We start from the raw sequence: 19223 nt of genomic DNA on the forward strand, positions 1-19223 counted from the left end.
GGCGGTGCTTATCCGACCCTTCACCCCGGCTGACCACGCCCGGGTCCGCGACATTTTCATCAACTGGAACCGCCACATCACCCAGCCGGGGATGGAGGATCTGTTTGAGTCCTATATCCAGCTTGCCCTGGATGAGGAGATCAACTGCATTCCCGAATATTACGGGCGGCCCGGTTTCGGCTTTTGGGTGGCGGAGATCGACGGCACCGTCGCCGGCATGGTCGGCCTGGAGCGCCTGAACGACAACGAGGCCGAGGTCCGGCGCATGTACGTTGCCGCCGAATTCCGCCGCAAGGGGCTCGGCCGCACGCTGCTGGCCTTTGTCGAGGACCGGGCCCGCGATCTGGGCTACACGCGCATCGTACTGTCGACTTCGGCCCTACAGCCCCAGGCCAAGGCGCTTTATGAAGTTTCCGGCTACGATTTGGAACGCGAGGAAGCGTCCACCACTCAGACCAAGCGCACGGTCGGCTCCGGCCTGACGCGTTACTACTTCGCCAAGCCGCTGGTCTGAATTTCCGAGATTTGAAATGAAGCCTTAGTCGGCGGCGTCGCTTGCGGAAACATCCTCCGCCACGGCCAGCGTGACCGTGAACACGGTGCCGCCGCCGGGATTTTGTTCGATGTTCAGGCGGCCGTCGTTGACCTGCACCAACTGGCGGCATAGCGCCAAACCCACGCCGGTGCCGATTTCGCCCTTGGACCCGGTCGCCAGATCGGCGCTGGCGCCCGACAGCACGCGGCTGACCAAGTCCTGGTCCATGCCGATGCCGGTGTCGGCGATCACGACCTTCGCGTCCTTACCGTCGTGACAGACGCGGACGGTCACTTCCCCGTCTTTGGGCGTGAATTTGAGCGCGTTGTTCACCAGATTGCGGATCACCGTCGACATTTGATGACGGTCGATCCTGACCTTGACCGGCGGCCCCGCCTCGATCCGCAGTGTGACGCCACGCAGGGTCGCGTCGGCGGAATAGACGCCCGCCGTCTGCCGGGCCAGGGCGCCAAGGTCCGTGACCTCCAGGTTTGTCTGGCGCTGGCCCGTGCGCACCAGGGCCCATTCCAGAAGGTTTTCCAGAACCTCGGATGCGTTGCGCCCGGCCTCGTACAGCTTTTCACCGTATTCCTGCACCGTCTTGGGATCAAGCTTGCGGCTGGGATCGGCCAGCAGCTGGGCGTAGATCAGCAGCGGATTGAATAGATTTCGGATGTCATGGCCGATGACGGTCAGCAGGACGTCCTTCTGGCTGTTGCTTTCCTCCAACTCGTCCGTGCGTTGGGCAAGCGCCCCCTGGGCCTGTTCCCGTTCTTCCATTTCCCGGCGCAGACGCTGGTTGAACGCCGCCAGCCATAGCCCGGCCAGCAAGGCCAGCAGAGCGACAATCGTGGCACCCAGAAGCGCCTTGGGCATCCAGGCGGGCAACGTGCGTCTGTCGTCCTGCTCATAGATGAACCCGTCGAGCGACATGTCCTTGGGCAGCAGGCCCAGCCCGGCATAATGCTGAGCGATGCGCTCCCAGCGTGCCGGGTTGATGAAGCCCACGGGGACGACATCGGCCAGGATCAGGTTGGCGGATTGCCGCGCCTCGAACAGCAGGTTGTCGCGTGCCTTCCGCTTGCCGTAGGTGGCGAGGATAAGGTCGACGATCTCTTCCTGGTGTTTCATGGCATAGCGCCAGCCATCAAGCGAGGCATCGAGAAAGGCCTGGACCATCTTGGGGTCCTTTTCCAGCAGGCCTTCCGTGGTGAACAGGTTGTCGCCGTAGAAATCGACACCGCCGTCGATGGGGCGGAACAGGCGAACCGGCCCGACTTCCTTTGCGTATTGATATGGTTCATCCGTGGAATAGATGCTCATGGCATCGACGCGCCCGGACTTCAGGTCCTCGACGTCGAAGGTATGGTCGACAAAATTCATCTGGCTGATGTCGAGTCCCTCGGCGGCGAAATAGGCGCTCAATTCCGTCTCATGCGGGGCGACCATGATCTTGCCGCGGGCGAGCTGATGAATGTTGCGGATATCGTTGCGGGCATCGAGCATCAGGGTCAGCGGCGAATGCTGATAGATCACGGCCAGCACCACCACGGGAATGCCGGCGGCGCGCATCATCAAAAGGTCGGTGGTGCCGACGCCGAACTCGGCCTTGCCTTGGGCTACGGATTCCATCGGCTTGTCGCCGGGCATTGCCGGCAGGATCGTCACATCCAAGCCCCGGTCGCGGTAATATCCCTTGGCCTTGGCCGCGTAATAGCCGGCGAACTGGAACTGATGCGCCCATTTCAGCTGCAGGGTGACCTTGGTCAGCTTGCGCGGGGCATCCTCGGCTGCCCATGTTGGCGCTGGGCGCCCCAGGCCAACGAACAAAGCCGCCGCGAACACGGCAACGAGCAGCCAACGCGATGTCCGCATGTTGCCCCTGTATGCCGCCTTTGCGCCTGTCATGGTCCGCGTTCGTTGTTGGAAGAATGGCACCGGCTCGTATCCGGTGGAAGAGAGCCGCGCACCGTGCCCGGCCTGGAAAGGAATGCTGATCAAATAGGGTGCAAAATTGAGCATAATTTTACAAGGGGGACTAATATGAAAGCCGGATTTTAGGGAGTGGGCCCGTGTTCGATGCCCAACTGGATACCGCAGCTGCGACGAAGTCCGCGGAAAAGCCCGATGACGGCCTTTATTGCGCGCGCTGCGGGCATCTGGTGACGCGCCGCCGCTGGGCATTCGCACCCGACGGCGGGCACGAGCGAATCTGCGCGAATCCGGCGGGCCGCATGTTCACGGTCGTCTGTTTCCTGGAGGCGCCGGGAGCAACCGATCTCGGCGCGCCGACCGAGGAATTCACCTGGTTCGCCGGCCATGCCTGGAACTTCGCCCATTGCCGGGGTTGTGGGGACCATCTCGGCTGGCGTTATACAAGCGATCTTGATCCGCCGGTATTCTGGGGCCTCATCAAGGACCGTCTCAGCAGCTTGTCGAAATAGGAACTACCCATGTCCAAACCGCTTGTCGTGATCACCTATTGCACGCGCTGCCGCTGGCTGCTGCGGGCAGGCTGGATGGCGCAGGAACTGCTTGCCACGTTCGAGAATGATCTGGGCGGTGTGACCCTGGTGCCCGACGACGTGGGCGGGCGGTTCAGTGTGCGCGTCGGCGATACCGTCGTTTGGGACCGAAAGCGCGATGGCGGCTTTCCCGAGATCAAGGTCTTGAAGCAGCGGGTGCGTGATATCGCGGTGCCTGACAAGGAACTGGGGCATTCCGAAGGCGGGTGACCTTGCCCCGTTCCCGTGGCGGGCGAAAAATGGCATAATCGGCCCATGGCAACGACGCTTGAAGGGATCCTGTTCGACCTTGAAGGCGTCCTTTACCAGGGAGGGACGTCCATCCCTGGTGCGGCCGAAACCCTGGCGTGGACCCGGGGCCGGGGCCTGAAAACCCGTTTTCTCACCAATACCACCTTGCGTCCGCGCGCCGCAGTATGGCGGCGGCTGTGCGACATGGACCTGCCCGTGGATGCGGACGATATCGTCACCCCGGCCATGGCGGCGGTGTCGCTGTTGCGCGACCGCGGCCTGCGGCGGGTGCATCTGGCGGCGGAACCGGCCCTGGCCGAGGATTTCGCCGGCTTCGATCTGGTCGACGTCGATCCCGACGCCGTCGTCATGGGCGATCTGGATGCCGGGTTCGATCGGGCCCACCTGTCCGACTTGGCGGGCATGCTGCTCGACGGGGCGGTGCTGGTGGCGCTCCACAAGAACCGCCTGTCGCGGCCGGGCGGAGATCTGATCATCGACCTGGGGGCCTATGTGGCGGCGCTGGAGTATGCCGCCGGGGTGGACGCCGTGATTATGGGTAAACCGTCGGCGGATTTCTTCGCCCGCGTGCTGGTCGACATGGGTATTTCCGCCACCGCCGGCCTGATGATCGGGGACGACGTGGAATCGGACATCGCCGGTGCCCAGGCGGCGGGCCTGCGGGCGGTGCAGGTCATGACGGGAAAGTACGATCCGCGTACGGCGGGCCGCGCCCTGCCGGATGCCATGATCGCCAGCGTCGCCGACCTGCCCGGCGCCATCGCCGCTTGGACCTAGGGGGCGTTTGTTGCTACCGTCCGGGCCGTTCAGTGAAGAAGAAACCATGAAGGAGACAATCCATGGATCTGGTGATCCGAGGTGCTGACATCTATGACGGTCGGGGCGGCGCCCCGTACAAGGGCGACGTCGGCGTCGTGGACGGGCGCATCGCCGCCGTCGGCACGGTTGATGTAGAAGGTACCGAGGAAATCGACGCTTCGGGCTTGGCCCTGATGCCCGGGATCATCGACAGCCATACCCATTTCGACGCGCAGATCACCTGGGACCCCTGGTGCACGCCGTCGCCGGCCTTGGGCGTGACCAGCGTGCTGATCGGCAATTGCGGGTTCACCATCGCGCCCTGCAAGGCGCCGGACCGCGACCTGATCATGAAGAACCTGGTACAGGTCGAAGGCATGTCGCTGGACGTGCTGCGCTCGGGCATCGCCTGGGATTTTGAAACCTTCCCCGAATACCTGGACATGCTGGAAGCGCGCGGCGCGGCGCTCAACGTCGGCGCCTTCCTGGGCCATTCGTCCCTGCGCACCTATGTGATGGGCGATGCGGCGACGGAACGCGCCGCCAACGACGACGAAATCAAGACCATGGCGGACATCGTCCGCGCCGCCATGAAGGCCGGGGCCGTCGGCTTCGCAACCTCGACAGCGCCGCAACACAACGGCTGGGGCGGCGTGCCCATGCCGTCGCGTCTGGCCGACGCCCGTGAATTGGAAACTCTGGTCACCGCCATGGGCGAGGACAGGCGCGGCGTGTTCATGCTGACCAAGGGCAACACCACCGACGTGCCCTACCTGGAAACCGTCGCCGCCAAGTCGGGCCGGCCGGTGATGATCGCGGCCCTGCTGCACAACCCGACCAACCCGGAAGGCACCTTCAAGGACCTGGCCGCCGTCGCCGCCGCCCGTGCCAACGGGCGGGAGTTGTGGGGGCAGGTGTCCTGCTGTCCGCTGTACATGGATTTCTCACTGAAATCCGCCTACCCGCTGGAAGGGCTCGCGGCCTGGAAACCGGCCATGGAGGCCTCGGGCGAGGCGCTCAAGGCCGTCTATGCCTCCGACGCCTTCCGCCAGGCGGTGAAGGATGAACTGGCCGGCCCGGCCGGCGTGCGCCTGTTCAACGGCGAATGGGACAAGATCGAGGTCACGGAAACGGCGCGGCCGGAAAACAAGGCGTTTGATCAGAAGAAGGTCAAGGACCTGGCCGATGCCGCCAGCAAGCATCCCTTGGACTGGATGCTCGACCTGGCCATTTCGGAAGATCTGGAAACGCTGTTCATGGCCGAATTGCTGAACACGGACGAGGACGCCGTGGGCCGCATGATGCAGGACCCCAACGCTTCCGTCGCCCTGTCCGACGCGGGAGCACACTTGACGTTCTTCTGCGACGCCGGTTTCGGCCTGCATCTGATGGGCCATTGGAGCCGCGACCTGGGCAAGCTGACCCTGGAACAGGCGACCCATGAGCTGACCGCCAAGCCCGCCGCCATCTACCGCATCCCGGAGCGGGGCGAGATCAAGGAAGGCTATCACGCCGACCTGTTGCTGTTCGATCCCAAGACCGTGGGACGTGGGCCCAAGCGCCGAGTTCACGACCTGCCCGGCGGTGGTCCTCGCCTGACCACGGACGCCGTCGGTGTGGAAGGCGTCTGGGTCAACGGCGTGCGCGTGGCCGATGCCAAAGGCCCGGTTGGTGCGAAGGGCGACCCGTTGCCGGGCTGCGTGTTGCGCGCCTTCGGCAGCTGAGCAAACAGAGAGGATCGTATACGATGACCGCATCCTGCATCGCCGTCATGGCGCCGGGTGACATGGGCCATGCCGTGGGCAAGGTCCTGGGCGATCACGGACATGATGTCATTACCTGTCTGGCCGGGCGCAGCAAGCGCACGCGAGGCCTGGCGGCCAAGGGAAATTTCCGCGATGTGCCTGACCTGGAAACCCTGGTCACGCAGGCGGATATGATCCTGTCCATCCTGCCGCCGGCCCGGGCCATCAAGCAGGCGAAAGACATGGCGGTGGCCATGAAGGCCCAGGACACGACGGCGGTCTACGTCGACTGCAACGCCGTGTCGCCGGGCACGGCGGCGGAAACGGCGGCGATCCTGGCAGGCGTGGGTGCTCCCTTCATCGACTGCGGCATCATCGGCCTGGCCCCGGGGCCAGGGCGGTCGACCAAGTTCTATGTCTCCGGCCCGGACACGGCGCCGATGACGGCGCTGGACGGGCAAGGCATCACGGTGATCGACCTGGGTGACGGGATCGGCCGGGCGTCGGGCCTGAAGATGGCCTATGCGGGCCTGACCAAGGGGACGAACGCGCTGTACACGGCGGTCCTTATGTTGGCCCAGCGCCTGGACCTGTTCGACGAGCTGATCGACGAGTTCGAAGACAGCCAGCAGACAGCGCTCAAGAACATGCGTGCGCGGGTGCAGCGCCTGCCTGCCGATGCCGGCCGCTGGGTCCGCGAGATGGAGGAAATCGCCGATACCTACCGCGAGGCGGGCCTGCCCGGCGGATTTCACGACGCGGCTGCCGACATCTTCCGCATCCTGGACGCCACACCCTTCGGCGAGGAGACGCGGGAGACCATCGACCCCGACCGCACCATGGAAGACTCGATTCCCGTCTACGTCGATCACATCAAGCCCAAGGCCTAGGGAGCCACCGATGACCGAGTCCGCGACCTTGAAACAGCTGAGCCTGGGCGATGTCCATGATCTTGCCTTCAATTGCCTGATCGCCAACGGCTGCGACGATGCCAATGCCCAAGCCATCGCCGACAACCTGACGGCGGCGGAACGGGACCGGTCGGAATCCCACGGCCTGTTCCGGCTGCCGGGCTATGTCGCGTCCCTGCAAAGCGGCAAGGCCGACGGTAAGGCGCAGCCCCGCATCGAGGACGCGGCCCCCGGCGTGGTGCGGGTCGACGCCCTGGGCGGTTTCGCGCCCCTGGCGTTGGAGGTCGGGCGCAAGCCCCTGGTCGCCAAGGCGAGGACCCAAGGCGTCGCGGCCCTGGCATTGGTCGGCGTGCATCATTTCGCGGCATTGTGGCCCGAGGTCGAAGCCCTGGCCCGTGACGGCCTGGTCGCCTTCGCCTGTACCTCGACCCTGCCGTTCGCGGCCCCGGCGGGTGGTGCCAAGCCCCTGTTCGGGACCGATCCCGTGGCCTTCGCTTGGCCGCGCAAGGACGGCTCCCCTGTGGTGTTTGACATGGCGACCACGTCAATGGCGCGGGGCGAGGTGATGATCGCCGCCCGTGAAGGCCACGACGTGCCGCTCGGCGTCGGCCTGGACGCCGAGGGCCAGCCGACCCGCGACCCCAAGGCGATTTTGGAGGGCGGTGTGATGTTGCCCTTCGGCGGCTACAAGGGATCGGCCATTTCCATGATGGTCGAACTGCTGGCGGGGGCGCTGATCGGCGAAGTGTTTTCGTTCCAGGCCGGGCAGGCCGACAACCGCGACGGCGGGCCGACCCGGGGCGGCGAATTCATCCTGGCCATTGATCCGGCGCGTACGTCCGGCGGGGCCGACTGGCTGGGGCAGGGCGAGGGGTTGTTTCAGCAGATGCTGGAAACGGGGGCCGCCCCCGGCGCCGTGCGCCTGCCGGGTGACCGGCGATACGCCAACCGCGAAAAAACGCCCCGGGACGGCGTGGCCATCCCGGGGGCGCTTTACGACAAGATTGTTGAACTGACGGGTTAGCGCGTCAGTAAGGGCGGTCGCCGTTCACCGTCACGCGGTGCATTTCCCGGCGATGGCCGTGGTAATCGTTGAGCGCGTAGTGATGGGTGCAGCGGTTGTCCCAGAACGCCATGGAACCGACCTGCCAGCGGAACCGGCAGGTGAATTCCGGGCGCTTGATATGAGCCAGCAGGTAATCGAGGATCGGCCGGCTTTCCTCGGCGCTCATGCCGTCGAAGCGGATCGTGAAGGGCTCGTTCACGTAAAGGCATTTGCGACCGGTTTCCGGATGGGTGCGGACCACGGGATGGATCGTCTCCTTGGTTTCCATCTGTCCGCCCCGCAGCTTGGTCGAGCGCGTCGCGTTGCGTTCCGAATTGACCTGGGTCAGGAAGGCGTCGCTGTGCACGGCGTTCAGGGATGACAGCATGCGGCGCATGCCGTCGGTTAGCATCTCATAAGCCAGGTACAGGTTGGCGAACAGGGTGTCGCCGCCGAACGGCGGGACTTCGCGGGCGTAGAGGATTGATCCCATGGGCGGCTCGGGCAGGAAGGTTGCGTCCGAATGCCAGGTGTCGCCGATGTTGTTCAGGGCGTCGGCTTCCTTGACCACCTGAAGGATTTCCGGATGACCGGGCAGGGGTTCGTACACCGGGTGGATGTTGAGGCTACCGAAGCGCAGGCCAAAGGCCTTTTGCTGGTCCGGGGTCAGGTCCTGATCGCGGAAGAAGATGACGAGGTATTCGTTCAATGCCTTGCGGATTTCCGCCAGAACGTCGTCCGAAACGTCCGTCGACAGGTCGACGCCGTCAATCTCGGCGCCCAACGCACCACAGATGGGCGTGACGCCGATGTGTCGATATCCTTCGGGGACTTTCGACAGCGTGGGCACGGGGTTCAGCATTTTAGGTCTCCTAGAGTTATTCCGGTTGTGTCCGTCTGGACATGATCCAACGGGTTCCCAAGTGGCAAATGACGATGGCGATGCCGATCAGGTCCAACCCGTGATCGGGAACGACCAGGCAATAGGCGGCGAACAGGTAGAGGGCTCTTTCCACCATGGTGCGGGCCGGGTAGCCGCTGATCGCGACGCCGAACAGGATTGCGCCGACTGTGGCGGTCAGGATCGACAGGAGGATCGCATACCAGGCGAAATCACTGCCGATGATCAGCAGGTCCGGGTTGAACACGAAGACGAAGGGGATCACGAAGGCCAGGGCGGCATAGCGAATAGCCGCCAGCCCCGTCCCGGTGACCGATCCTTCGGCAAGGGCCGCCGCCCCGAAACTCGCGACCATGACCGGTGGCGTGATCAGGGACAGCACCGCGAAGTACAGGATGAACATATGGGCGGCCAGCACGGGCACGCCGAGTTCGATCAAGACCGGCCCGCCGATCGCAATCGTGATGATATAGGCGGCAACCGTCGGCATGCCCATGCCGAGCACGACACAGGTCAGCATGACGAAGATCAGGGCCAGGAACATCTGGCCGTTGGTGATGTTGATCAGCTCGCTCGACAGGCGCAACCCGAAGCCAGTCATGTTCAATACGCCGACGACGATCCCGGCGGCGGCGCAGGCAATCGTCGCGACCACGGTCGTCTTGGCCGCCGTGTGCAGGCAGCCCAGAATTTCCGGCAGGGACAGGCGGGTTTCCGCCCGCAGGCTGGACACCACGATGGCCGTGGCGATGCCGACCAGGGCGGACATCATGGGCGAGTACCCGGAGACCAGGGCGACGACCAGGGTGACGATGGGCAGCACCATATGGGCGAGCTGCATGATCTCGCCCCGCTTGGGCATCATTTCCTCGGGCACGCCCTGCATGTTGTCGCGCCGCGCCGTCAGGTCGATGGCGACGAACAAGGACACATAGAACAGCAAGGCAGGCACGGCGGCGGCGACGATGATGTCGGCATAGGGAATGCCGGTGATGTCCGACATCACGAAGGCGACGGCCCCCATGATCGGCGGGGTCAATTGTCCGCCCGACGACGCGGCGGCTTCGATGCCGCCGGCGTCTTCCTTGCGGAAGCCGATGCGTTTCATCAGCGGGATGGTAACCGCCCCCGTCGCCATGACGTTGGCGAGGGCGCTGCCCGAAATGGTGCCGAATGACGCACTGGTGACGACGGCGACCTTGGCCGGTCCGCCGGGGGATTTCCCGGTGGCCTTCAGACCGACCCGCTGGATCAGCATGCCGGTTTTACATTTTTCGATATAGGCGCCGAAGATGATGAACAGGAACACGTAGGTCGCCATGGCGGCCACGGGGCTGCCGAAGATGCCGAAGGTGGTCATGTACAGACCCTGGAACACTTCGGGCGTCGGGATCGGCCGATGGCGGAAAATGGAAAAGCTGTCACCGCCCCAGATACCGTAGGCCAGGATGATGACGATCAGAATGGCGATCGGCAGACCAATGCAGCGCCGGGCCAGTTCAACCACCAGCGCGACCAGCGCGACGGCGGCAACGGTGTCCAACGTCGTCGCTTCCGAATAGGCGAAGCGTTCTTCCAGCCCGGTCGGGTCCATGAGGATATGGACCAGGGACAGTGTCAGGGCGACGCCCAGCACGAAATCAATCGCCCAGGTCCAATCAGGCCTGGAGAAATCCCGCTTGCCGCCGCGAATGCTGAAGGAAAGCAGGCCGACAAGGCTGATCAGCAGCAGGTGCAGCGGGCGCAGGACAAAGGTGTCATAGGCTCCGACAATGGGAACGTACAAATGGTACAGGCTGGCAAAGGTGCCGATGGCCACGGTCAGGATCGCGAGAACCTGCCACCACTTGCGGCCCGCGCCGGCGAAAAACTGGCGCGCGGCGGCGAATTCGTTGACCGGAGCGTTTGTCTTGATTGTTTGATCTTGCATCGGTTTTCGCATTTTCCTTACGCCCGCCGCCGCCCGTCATGACGGGTCGGGGCGGAGGCGGGTGCAGGTTGACAGATAAGGATCGGACGGCTGCTTACTTCAGCAGGCCGATTTCCTTCCAATACTGGGCGGCACCCGGATGGAACGGGATGCGCACGCCCTTGACGGCGATCTCTTCACCGAATTCGCCATAGGCCTTGTGCGCCTGGACCATCCGCTTGCGGTTTTCCCAGGTCGTCTTGACGATGTTGTAGGCCCATTCATCGGGCATTTCGGCATAGGTCGTCACCTGGGTGACGGAACCGATGGTCGGGACATCCTTGTCCTGGCCCTTGAAGGTGCCGGCCGGGATGGTGACCTTTTCATAGTTGAAGGCCTTGCCCAGGGCGTCGGCGACGGCGTCGTCGACGGGCAGCAGGTGGCCTTCGGACACGGACAGGATTTCATCGACCACCGGATGGGGGATGGAGCCGATGACGGTGGCGGACTGCACCACGTTGTCCTGGAACAGGGCGGACATTTCGCCGTAACCGGTGTTGACGATTTTCACGTCCTTGGCGACGCCCATCTCGGCGATGATGCGTTCGAAACTGGCGAGGCCGGTCATGCCGGCGCGGCCGGGGGCGGAGCTTTTGCCGGCCAGGTCGGCGTAGCTTTTGATGTCCGGCTTGGCGACCGTCGACAGGTAGGCGCCGTTGGTCGACATCAGGGCGCGCAGGTTCTGAACCGGCTTGCCTTCGAACTTGAGCATGCCCTTGTAGGCGGCGGTGACGTCCATGGCGAAGGCGAAGCCGACTTCGATCTTCTTGGCGCCGACGCCTTTCAAGTTGGAAATACCGCCGCCCGGGGTGACGGTGGTCGCGGCGCCGGGCCAGACCTTTTTGCTCAGCTCGGCGATGGCGGCAGCCCCCAGATACCAGGCGCCGCCCTGACCGCCGCCGACCATGGTCAGGTATTCGGGGGCCGCCGCCGCCGCATGGGCCTTGCGGGCCAGTGCAGCCGGCAGGACCAGGGCTGAACTTAGCGCCAGGCCGGTGCCCATCTTGATGAAATCGCGTCGTCCATAGTCTTGCATGTGTCGTTTCCTCCTGGTGGTGGTTTTGTGGTTGAGATGGATTTATGGGGTCTGTACGCCGCGATAAGGCCGGGGCGGCAGTTGTCCGACCCAGTCGGCGGTTTGGAAATGCCGTGCCAGATCGGTCAGCCGGACCCCCAGGTCCGGCAGGGAATCCTCGGTGATGCGCGACGCCGGGCCGCCGCAGTTGAAGGCCGCCAGAACGTCGTTCGACAGCGTGACGGCGACGCCGACCGCGTTCACATCGTCTTCCCAGATACCGACGGCCGTGCAGTAGCCTTTCTCCGCGTATTCCTTTTCGGCGGCGCGTAAGGTCCGTTCCACGTCCTTGAACCGGGACGGATCGTGGGTCTTGAACTGTTCCAGGATGGCGGCCTGTTCCGCCGTGTCGGCCGCCGCGAAATAGGCTTGGCCCATGGAGGTCGTCTCCATGGGAATGCGCGAGCCGATGTCGAGCGGCAAGGCGCGCACGGTGCGGTCGCGCGAGCGTTCGATTAGGATCATGGACAGCCCGTCGCGGATGCCGAGTGACACCGTGCCGCGCGAATAGTCGGCCAGTTCCTGCATCATGGGCAGCGCGACCAGGCGCTTGTCCATGGACGCCATGACCGGATAGCCCAGCGTCAACACCTTGGGGTGCAGGCTGTAGCGGCCGGAATCGGGGCAGACGTAGATGTAGCCGGTTTCGACCAGGGTATGGACCAAGCGGGCGATCGTCGATTTCGGCAGGCCCGTGGCCTTGGCCAGGTCGCCAAGGCTCATCCGGATACGATCCGGCGAGAACGACGCCAGGACCTTAAGTCCCCGCGCCAATCCGTTCACGAAAGCGCGGTCTTTGCCCGCGCTCGGGTTCGAGCGATCGCTCACAGAAGTTTCCAATCCCCAAGGTGAGTCCGTTTATCGAACTCTTGTTTGCATTCCCGGATTAAACTTCATATCAAATTGCAGTGTCAATATGCGGTACGCTATACCGCTAAGCGGTACGATTTTGGGAGAGCATCAATGAACGCGACGACAGTCGTCACCGGGGCGAACAGGGGCATCGGCCTGGCCACCGCGCAACTGCTGGCCGATCAGGGGCATGAGGTTGTGGGCACGGGGAGAACTGCGCCGGAAGACTTCCCCGGAACCTTTTACGAAGTGGATTTTGCCGATTCCGCCAATCTGGCGGCCGTCGGTGCGGAAATCGCCGAGCGTCACGCCGTCACCGGCCTGGTCAATAATGCCGGTATATCCCAGGCCCGTTCCATCGACACGGTCACCCTGGAGGACATGGACGCCCATTACGACGTCAACCTGCGCGCCTTGGTGCAGATCACGCAAATCATGTTGCCTCGGCTACGTGCGGCGAACGGTAATGGCCGGATCGTAAATATCGCCAGCCGCGTGGTCGTCGGCCGGGCTGTGCGCACGCCGTATGTGGCGACCAAGGCGGCATTGGTCGGGCTGACGCGAAGCTGGGCCCTGGATTTGGCCCATGACGGCATCACCGTGAATTGCATCGCGCCCGGGCCCGTCGCGACCAAGCTGTTCAAGGGGAATCACCCCGACGACTCGAAGGAACTCGCGGATGTTCTCGCGTCCATACCGCTCAACCGCGTCGGCGTACCGGAAGAGATCGCGGGACCGATCGCGTTTCTCCTGTCACCGGCCGCGTCCTACATCACCGGGCAGACATTATACGTCTGCGGTGGTGGCAGCATCGGGCACGTCCCGGTCTGACCGACCGGAGGGCGTTACTGCGTGGGCTTGGTGGCGAGCGACGGGCTTTCGTCGGCCAGGGTCGGGCCATCCGCCGGTGCGCTGATGGCGCCGTTGGAAACCTCCCACTGGCGGTGCTGTTCGTACAGCGCCTTTTCCGTCGTATAGGGATCAAGCGAATTGGCGGTCGCCGCCTTGATCGCGTCCTGGTTCTCTGAATAGTTCACGGTGCCCTGGGCTGCCTTGCCGACGAGCGGCAAAGGGTTGGCGATCGACGTCAGGATGTCGCCCGTGGCGTCGCGCAGGTTGCTGGGGCCCAGGATCGGCAGGACGATGTGCGGGCCCGGCGCCATGCCGCCCGCACCGAAAGCCTGTCCCAGGTCTTCCTGGCGCGACTGCAGGCCCATGTCCGTGGCCGGGTCGCCCAGGCCGCCGACGCCGATGGTCGAATTCACCAGGAAGCGCTTGGTCGCGTTGCCGGCGTTGTCCGTGTCGCCCTGCAGGAACGAGGACACGGCGGTGACCGGTTCCGACAGATTGCTGGCGGCGTTGGCGATGGCTTCCTGCATGCCGTCCGGCGTTACCGCCTTGTAGCCCGAGATCAGGGGATCAAGGATCAGGCCACGGAAGATGGAATTGAATTCCGAGGTCACGCGGTTGATGGATTCCAACGGATCGTCGTCCTTGGCCTCGGCCTCGGGCGCGTGGAACTGCATCTTGATTTCCGCGGGCGGGGTATTGGCCTGCTCCTGGGCAGGTTCCGCAGCATGGATCGTGCTCATACCAACCAGAAATGCCACGGCCGCAGCGGCGGAAAGGCGGGTGAAGCCGTCAGAAAGGTGGGTTTTATCCATGATCAGATCTCCAAACGGCGCGCCCCCGCGCGCCAGCGTCTAAGTCCCCGGATCCTCTTGCATACAACTGTGCCACAGTCTTTCTAGGTCCGGAAAGTTAAATGTTAGAAAAGGGTGGATAACGCGATGGCGTTTTTCAGGCGGTGCGGCGCCGTAATTCGCTGCCGTCAGGCGAAGGCCCGCAGGGCCAGATAGGCCCCCAGCAGCAATAGCCCGAAAAAGAACACCCGGCGGAAGGTCTCGGCGGGAATGCGTCGGCGGATCATTTGCCCGCCGACCATTCCGACCGCCGCCGGGACCAGAGCCGCGGCCGAGGTCAGGCCCAATTCCGTGGTCATGATGCCGTGACCGGTCAGGCTGACGGCCTGGGCCGCCGTTGCGATGGTGAAGGCGATGCCCATGGCCTGGACCAGTTCATCACGGGTCAGGCCGAGTGCCTGAAGATAGAGCGCACCCGGCATGGTGAACGAGGCGACGCTGCCGGTCGCCACGCCGGCCAGGAAGCCGATGATGGGGGCCAGCGGCTTTTCCCAGCGCCCGGGCGGCGGGATCTGCGGCGTCATCAGGGAATACAACGAATAGACCGCCAGCAAAATCCCCAAAGAGCCCGATAGCAGATGGGCGTCGACGATCACCAGCAGAGACGCGCCGAACCATGTGCCGACGCAGGCCGCCGCCAGCAGCGGCCACAAGCGGCGGATCAGGACGGTGAAATTGCCGCCCACGGCCCCTTGCCAGATGTTGGTCACCAGGGCCGGAACGACGACCAGTTGCACCGCTTCGTGCAGACCGATGACAGCGGTCATCAACCCCATGGCGACGGTCGGCAGGCCGACGCCGACGACACCCTTCACGCCGCCCGCAATCAGGAAAATGACACCGACAAGGGCGAGAATTTGGGGTTCTGGCATGGCGCTGTGCGGGATCCTGGGGGTGGCGATGGCGGGATGATCTGCGGGACGGCACTGATAGCATAATATCCCGAGGCGTCCGGTTGAAAACGTTTCGACGGACACCGAAGCGTCCCGCGGTGAAGCCGTGGGCCGAGAATGCGGCTGCCGGTTGTTTTGCGGGGCCGGTCGGGAGTATTGTCCCGGCGTCTGCCATTGCAAACCTTTTGATATTGAAAAGTGAACGCCCGTCCGTGATCAAGCGACTCTGGAATATGTTTTACGGCCCCGAGGCTGAGGCCAAGCGTCTTAACCGCGACGTGACCTATATCGTGCACGCCCTGAACGAGGAGCATTACGGCCCCATCGCCAAGGATGTCGCCACCGACCTGCGTAAGGACATCGACTACACGATTGAGACCTTCATCCGAAAGGATGAGACCTATGGTTTCAAGCGGGGCCTCGACAACCTGAGCCGCATGCACAACGAAGCCCGCAAACGCCACGACCAACGCGCCCTGACGTCCCTGACCCTGGCCATTATTTACATGCGCGCGGGTAAGATCGGCGACCCGGCCAAGCCGGCGATCGCGGCGATCGAGGCCTTCGTCGAGGAATGGTCGCCCGTAACCGAAGAGAACAGCGGCACCCTGCCGCCATCCCCGAATTGAGGGGCCCGGCACGATAAGCAAAGCCTTGCCCGTGCCCGGCGTTCGCTTATGCTGGCGCGCAATGATCAAATACCGATGACGGAGGAGGACCCCCGATGATCGACCTATATACTTGGGCCACGCCCAACGGGCGCAAGGCGTCCATCATGCTGGAAGAAGTCGGCTTGGAATACACCACCCACCAGGTCAACATCTCCAAGGGCGAACAGCACGCCCCTGAATTCCTGAAGATTTCACCGAACAACCGCATTCCGGCGATCGTCGACCCCGACGGTCCCGACGGCAAGCCGATCTCGGTGTTCGAGACAGGGGCCATCCTGGTCTATCTGGCGGAAAAGACCGGCAGTGAATTGTTGCCGCGCGCGGGCCGCGAGCGTGTCGCCACCTTCGAATGGCTGATGTGGCAGATGGGCGGTGTCGGGCCGATGTTCGGTCAGGCCCACCACTTCCTGTTCAACCCCTCGGAAGTCGTGCCCTACGGCCAGAAGCGTTACCACGACGAGACCAAACGCCTGTACATGGTGATGAACGACCGCCGCCTGAACGAAACCGAATACCTTGCCGGCGATTTCTATTCCATCGCCGACATCGCGGTGTATCCCTGGGTGTCGCGCCACGAGCGCCATCAGGTCGACCTCAACGAATTCCCCAACGTGAAGCGCTGGTTTGATACAATCTCGGCGCGCGAGGCAGTTCAGAAGGGCATGGCGGTGCCGTTCGCGAACTGACGCGCCTTCGGCTATAGACGGGAGCGGGCGGCCATGGCGTTCAAGACCAAGAAATCGGTGCAACGGGTCGTCACGGCGCTCAAGGCCGCGGGCCTGGGTGACCGGGTGATTGAACTGACCGCAACGGCCAAGACCGCCGAGGACGCGGCCCGCGCCGTCGATGCCAAGTTGGGCCAGATCGTCAAGTCGCTGACCTTCCGCATCGGCGATCAGCCGGTGTTGGCGCTGATCGCCGGCGACCATACCTGCAACTCGGCGGCATTGCCCCGGGTTCTCAACCTGGAAGGCAAGGTCACGAAGCCGCAGGCCCAGCGGGTCAAGGATGTCACCGGTTTCACCATCGGGGGCGTGTCGCCCGTGGGCCTGGTCAATGAGATGCCGATCGCCATCGACGCCAGCCTGCGCCGTTTCGACCAATTATTCGCCGCCGCCGGGCATCCCCATTGCCTGTTTCCCGTCAGTTTCGATGAACTGAAACGCCTGACCGGCGGGATCGTGTCTTATAACATCGCGGAAGCCATCGACCCCGACGCGGTCGAAATGCCGCGCTTCCAGCGCAGCCGTACATTCATGAAGGCTGAATAAATATTATCTGCGCCGAATATTTAATGCTCAAAGCGCATAATTAGTAATCCATCATTTAAATTAAAAAACCAATACTTGTGGACAGGTGTCCGCCGTCACTGATTCCTCCTAATCTCTCCGTCGCTCGCGCATAGCGGGCCCGTTGCGTGGCTTCGCCCGGATTGGGGGGGAGGAGACCCTGGACGGTTCAAAAACAACGATCCGAGACGATGCGGCTGTTTCCGGCTGGCAGCTCATGATGTCTGCGGACTATCGAGACCACGGTGATGTCATGAAATTCAAGCTTTCCCTGTTCCATGTATTTCTTCTGCTTGCCCTGATCGCCCTGATCGGGGTCGCGACCCTGTCGGGTATCAGCGCCACGACCATGCGCGACACCATGCTGAACGATCGGCAGGACAAGGTTAAACAGATCATTCTGGGCGTTAACACCATTGTCCGGCACGAACTGGCCAAACAGAAAAGTAACGAACAAACACCGGAAGCCACCCGGGAACGCATCTTGAGCGTGATCCGGAGCGTCCGTTTTGACGGCGACAACTACATCTTCGCCATCACCTACGATTTCTGCACTCTGGCCCACGTCGATCCGACGAAGATGGGCAAATGCAAAAAGCTGCCGCGCCGCGAAGTATTCAACGAGCTTGCCAAGAACGGCGGCGGGTTCAGCCGCTACAAGGGGCCGAAACCGGGCTTCCAGGGCGATACCTTCGACAAGGTGTCCTACATCCATCCCGTGCCCGAGATGAACATGTACATCGGCACCGGCGCCTATTTCGACGACATCAACGACGCCTATCAAAAGCGTTTTCTACAGCTTGGCGGGATCGGCCTGGCGATCATCACGGTGATCGTTGCGTTCGGCTCGCTCGTCGGCCGCAGCGTGTCCAAGGCTTTGCGGACCCTGTCGTCACGCATGAGCGAACTGGCCGATGGCAAGCTGGATGTCGCGTTGGACATCTCCAGCTTCGTCCGCGAAGTCGACGAGATGATCGGCTCGGTGAAGATTTTCCGCACGGAGCTTGAACGCAACAGGAAGCTTGAGGAAGAGAAGGTTCAGCTTGAGAAGAAGGCTGAGGAGGACCGCCGCCGGGCGACCCTGAAACTGGCCGAGGAATTCGACGCCTCGGTCGGCGAGATCGTCAAGGCGGTCGGCAATTCGGCCGGCGAAATGGACACCACCGCGACCCTGATGAGCACTGCCGCCAACCAGGCGACGGAACAGGCGATCGGTGTCGCGGCGGCGGCCGAACAGGCCAGCCGCAACACGGCCTCGGTTGCCTCGGCGACGGAGGAACTGTCGTCCTCCATCGAGGAAATCGCCCGCCAGGTTCAGAAGGCGTCCGAGGTCGCCAATCAGGCGGTCGGCGAATCCCAGATGGCCAACGAAAAGGTCAGCGGGCTGGCCGACGCGGTCGGCAAGGTTGGTCAGGTCGTGACCTTGATCACCGACATCGCCGAACAGACCAACCTTCTGGCCCTCAACGCGACCATCGAGGCGGCCCGCGCCGGCGACGCCGGCAAGGGCTTCGCCGTGGTCGCCAGCGAGGTCAAGAACTTGGCCAGCCAGACGGCCAAGGCGACCGAGGAAATCTCGCAGCAGATTGCGGGCATCCAGCAGGCGACCAATTCGTCCGTGGGGGCGATCGGCAATATCGGCGCCACTATTGACGAGATCAATACGATCTCGGCGACCATTGCCGCCGCCATCGAGGAACAGGGCGTTGCGACCCAGGAAATCTCGCGCAGCGTGCACGAAGCCTCTGCCGGAACGGACCAGGTGACGGAGAACATCGCCAACGTGCGCCAGTCCTCGGAAGAAACCGGCCGGTCGGCGGATCAGGTCAAGACCGCGGCCAACGGGCTTTCAGAACTGGCGGCGACGCTGCAGTCCCAGGTCGACCGCTTCCTGGCAGGCGTGCGCGCCTGACGCCCAATATGGTGACCGAACCCCCACGACGGCGCCGCCGCCGTCGTGGGGCGGTTTCGGCAATCGGCAGAATTCCGAACAGGCTTGTTGAAAGCGGGCGGCGGCTTCGTTATGACTGCGGTTCCGCAGGTGTCCGGATGTCTCGTT

The 19223-nt window shown here is 63.5% G+C and carries 19 protein-coding genes; 12 read left to right on the forward strand and 7 right to left on the reverse strand.

The window, feature by feature from the left end; translation table 11 throughout:
* Window positions 1-4 precede the first annotated feature (4 nt).
* Complete coding sequence (locus KFF05_05415) at window positions 5-514, forward strand: GNAT family N-acetyltransferase (GenBank protein UTW52802.1); 510 nt, start codon at window positions 5-7, stop codon at window positions 512-514.
* Between the two features lie 24 nt (window positions 515-538).
* Here KFF05_05415 and KFF05_05420 read toward each other — a convergent pair whose 3' ends face one another.
* Window positions 539-2410, reverse strand: a complete 1872-nt coding sequence (locus tag KFF05_05420; protein UTW52803.1) for an ABC transporter substrate-binding protein — start codon at window positions 2408-2410, stop codon at window positions 539-541.
* A gap of 197 nt (window positions 2411-2607) precedes the next feature.
* On the opposite strand from KFF05_05420, the gene KFF05_05425 reads away from it, so the two are divergent.
* The 6 genes from KFF05_05425 (at window position 2608) to KFF05_05450 (ending at window position 7790) form a co-directional block, all read left to right on the forward strand.
* On the forward strand, window positions 2608-2979 hold the full coding sequence (locus tag KFF05_05425) for a hypothetical protein (GenBank protein UTW52804.1): 372 nt from the start codon (window positions 2608-2610) through the stop codon (window positions 2977-2979).
* Between the two features lie 9 nt (window positions 2980-2988).
* The gene (locus KFF05_05430; GenBank protein UTW52805.1) at window positions 2989-3270 is read left to right on the forward strand and encodes a SelT/SelW/SelH family protein; all 282 of its coding nucleotides are present in this window, start codon (window positions 2989-2991) and stop codon (window positions 3268-3270) included.
* Window positions 3271-3315: 45 nt separating this feature from the next.
* Window positions 3316-4089, forward strand: coding sequence for a TIGR01458 family HAD-type hydrolase (locus KFF05_05435; GenBank protein UTW52806.1), 774 nt, complete (start codon window positions 3316-3318; stop codon window positions 4087-4089).
* 62 nt (window positions 4090-4151) lie between these two features.
* Window positions 4152-5834: an amidohydrolase family protein gene (locus KFF05_05440; protein UTW52807.1), complete on the forward strand. Its 1683-nt coding sequence runs from the start codon at window positions 4152-4154 to the stop codon at window positions 5832-5834.
* A gap of 23 nt (window positions 5835-5857) precedes the next feature.
* Entirely contained in the window at window positions 5858-6745 is an 888-nt protein-coding gene (locus KFF05_05445) for an NAD(P)-dependent oxidoreductase (GenBank protein ID UTW52808.1), read from the forward strand.
* A gap of 10 nt (window positions 6746-6755) precedes the next feature.
* On the forward strand, window positions 6756-7790 hold the full coding sequence (locus KFF05_05450) for an Ldh family oxidoreductase (protein ID UTW52809.1): 1035 nt from the start codon (window positions 6756-6758) through the stop codon (window positions 7788-7790).
* A 4-nt stretch (window positions 7791-7794) separates the two neighbouring features.
* On the opposite strand, the gene KFF05_05455 is transcribed toward KFF05_05450, so the two are convergent.
* From KFF05_05455 to KFF05_05470, 4 genes are all read right to left on the reverse strand, one after another.
* Window positions 7795-8673 carry a TauD/TfdA family dioxygenase gene (locus KFF05_05455; GenBank protein ID UTW52810.1) on the reverse strand — a complete coding sequence of 293 codons (879 nt, stop codon included), beginning with the start codon at window positions 8671-8673 and terminating at the stop codon, window positions 7795-7797.
* Between the two features lie 16 nt (window positions 8674-8689).
* On the reverse strand, window positions 8690-10642 hold the full coding sequence (locus KFF05_05460; GenBank protein UTW52811.1) for a TRAP transporter fused permease subunit: 1953 nt from the start codon (window positions 10640-10642) through the stop codon (window positions 8690-8692).
* A gap of 94 nt (window positions 10643-10736) precedes the next feature.
* A complete protein-coding gene (locus KFF05_05465; protein ID UTW52812.1) occupies window positions 10737-11717 on the reverse strand; it encodes a TAXI family TRAP transporter solute-binding subunit in 981 nt (326 codons plus the stop codon).
* A gap of 42 nt (window positions 11718-11759) precedes the next feature.
* Window positions 11760-12584 carry an IclR family transcriptional regulator gene (locus KFF05_05470; protein UTW52813.1) on the reverse strand — a complete coding sequence of 275 codons (825 nt, stop codon included), beginning with the start codon at window positions 12582-12584 and terminating at the stop codon, window positions 11760-11762.
* 135 nt (window positions 12585-12719) lie between these two features.
* On the opposite strand from KFF05_05470, the gene KFF05_05475 reads away from it, so the two are divergent.
* Window positions 12720-13439, forward strand: coding sequence for an SDR family oxidoreductase (locus tag KFF05_05475; GenBank protein UTW52814.1), 720 nt, complete (start codon window positions 12720-12722; stop codon window positions 13437-13439).
* 14 nt (window positions 13440-13453) lie between these two features.
* Here KFF05_05475 and KFF05_05480 read toward each other — a convergent pair whose 3' ends face one another.
* Together KFF05_05480 and KFF05_05485 are read right to left on the reverse strand one after the other, a co-directional pair.
* A complete protein-coding gene (locus KFF05_05480; protein UTW52815.1) occupies window positions 13454-14272 on the reverse strand; it encodes a VacJ family lipoprotein in 819 nt (272 codons plus the stop codon).
* A 167-nt stretch (window positions 14273-14439) separates the two neighbouring features.
* Window positions 14440-15183 carry a sulfite exporter TauE/SafE family protein gene (locus KFF05_05485; GenBank protein ID UTW52816.1) on the reverse strand — a complete coding sequence of 248 codons (744 nt, stop codon included), beginning with the start codon at window positions 15181-15183 and terminating at the stop codon, window positions 14440-14442.
* A gap of 233 nt (window positions 15184-15416) precedes the next feature.
* Here KFF05_05485 and KFF05_05490 point away from each other — a divergent pair, with 233 nt between their 5' ends.
* From KFF05_05490 to KFF05_05505, 4 genes are all read left to right on the forward strand, one after another.
* Complete coding sequence (locus KFF05_05490; GenBank protein UTW52817.1) at window positions 15417-15833, forward strand: hypothetical protein; 417 nt, start codon at window positions 15417-15419, stop codon at window positions 15831-15833.
* Between the two features lie 95 nt (window positions 15834-15928).
* Window positions 15929-16561 carry a glutathione S-transferase N-terminal domain-containing protein gene (locus KFF05_05495; protein UTW52818.1) on the forward strand — a complete coding sequence of 211 codons (633 nt, stop codon included), beginning with the start codon at window positions 15929-15931 and terminating at the stop codon, window positions 16559-16561.
* A gap of 33 nt (window positions 16562-16594) precedes the next feature.
* Window positions 16595-17146 carry a YbaK/EbsC family protein gene (locus KFF05_05500; protein ID UTW52819.1) on the forward strand — a complete coding sequence of 184 codons (552 nt, stop codon included), beginning with the start codon at window positions 16595-16597 and terminating at the stop codon, window positions 17144-17146.
* Window positions 17147-17417: 271 nt separating this feature from the next.
* Window positions 17418-19076 (forward strand): cache domain-containing protein, encoded by a 1659-nt coding sequence (locus KFF05_05505; protein ID UTW52820.1) that lies wholly within the window; start codon window positions 17418-17420, stop codon window positions 19074-19076.
* Window positions 19077-19223: the final 147 nt, after the last annotated feature.

The organism is bacterium SCSIO 12827 (assembly GCA_024397995.1).
Lineage (GTDB): Bacteria > Pseudomonadota > Alphaproteobacteria > Rhodospirillales > Casp-alpha2 > UBA1479.

Bases quoted from the DNA above. Each gene is read 5' to 3' on its own strand.
- KFF05_05475 (UTW52814.1), top strand. From the start codon at position 12,720: ATGAACGCGACGACAGTCGTCACCGGGGCGAACAGGGGCATCGGCCTG.
- KFF05_05495 (UTW52818.1), top strand. From the start codon at position 15,929: ATGATCGACCTATATACTTGGGCCACGCCCAACGGGCGCAAGGCGTCC.
- KFF05_05485 (UTW52816.1), bottom strand. From the start codon at position 15,183: ATGCCAGAACCCCAAATTCTCGCCCTTGTCGGTGTCATTTTCCTGATT.
- KFF05_05440 (UTW52807.1), top strand. From the start codon at position 4,152: ATGGATCTGGTGATCCGAGGTGCTGACATCTATGACGGTCGGGGCGGC.
- KFF05_05435 (UTW52806.1), top strand. From the start codon at position 3,316: ATGGCAACGACGCTTGAAGGGATCCTGTTCGACCTTGAAGGCGTCCTT.
- KFF05_05450 (UTW52809.1), top strand. From the start codon at position 6,756: ATGACCGAGTCCGCGACCTTGAAACAGCTGAGCCTGGGCGATGTCCAT.
- KFF05_05420 (UTW52803.1), bottom strand. From the start codon at position 2,410: ATGCGGACATCGCGTTGGCTGCTCGTTGCCGTGTTCGCGGCGGCTTTG.
- KFF05_05445 (UTW52808.1), top strand. From the start codon at position 5,858: ATGACCGCATCCTGCATCGCCGTCATGGCGCCGGGTGACATGGGCCAT.
- KFF05_05430 (UTW52805.1), top strand. From the start codon at position 2,989: ATGTCCAAACCGCTTGTCGTGATCACCTATTGCACGCGCTGCCGCTGG.
- KFF05_05480 (UTW52815.1), bottom strand. From the start codon at position 14,272: ATGGATAAAACCCACCTTTCTGACGGCTTCACCCGCCTTTCCGCCGCT.
- KFF05_05465 (UTW52812.1), bottom strand. From the start codon at position 11,717: ATGCAAGACTATGGACGACGCGATTTCATCAAGATGGGCACCGGCCTG.
- KFF05_05455 (UTW52810.1), bottom strand. From the start codon at position 8,673: ATGCTGAACCCCGTGCCCACGCTGTCGAAAGTCCCCGAAGGATATCGA.
- KFF05_05460 (UTW52811.1), bottom strand. From the start codon at position 10,642: ATGCAAGATCAAACAATCAAGACAAACGCTCCGGTCAACGAATTCGCC.
- KFF05_05505 (UTW52820.1), top strand. From the start codon at position 17,418: ATGAAATTCAAGCTTTCCCTGTTCCATGTATTTCTTCTGCTTGCCCTG.
- KFF05_05500 (UTW52819.1), top strand. From the start codon at position 16,595: ATGGCGTTCAAGACCAAGAAATCGGTGCAACGGGTCGTCACGGCGCTC.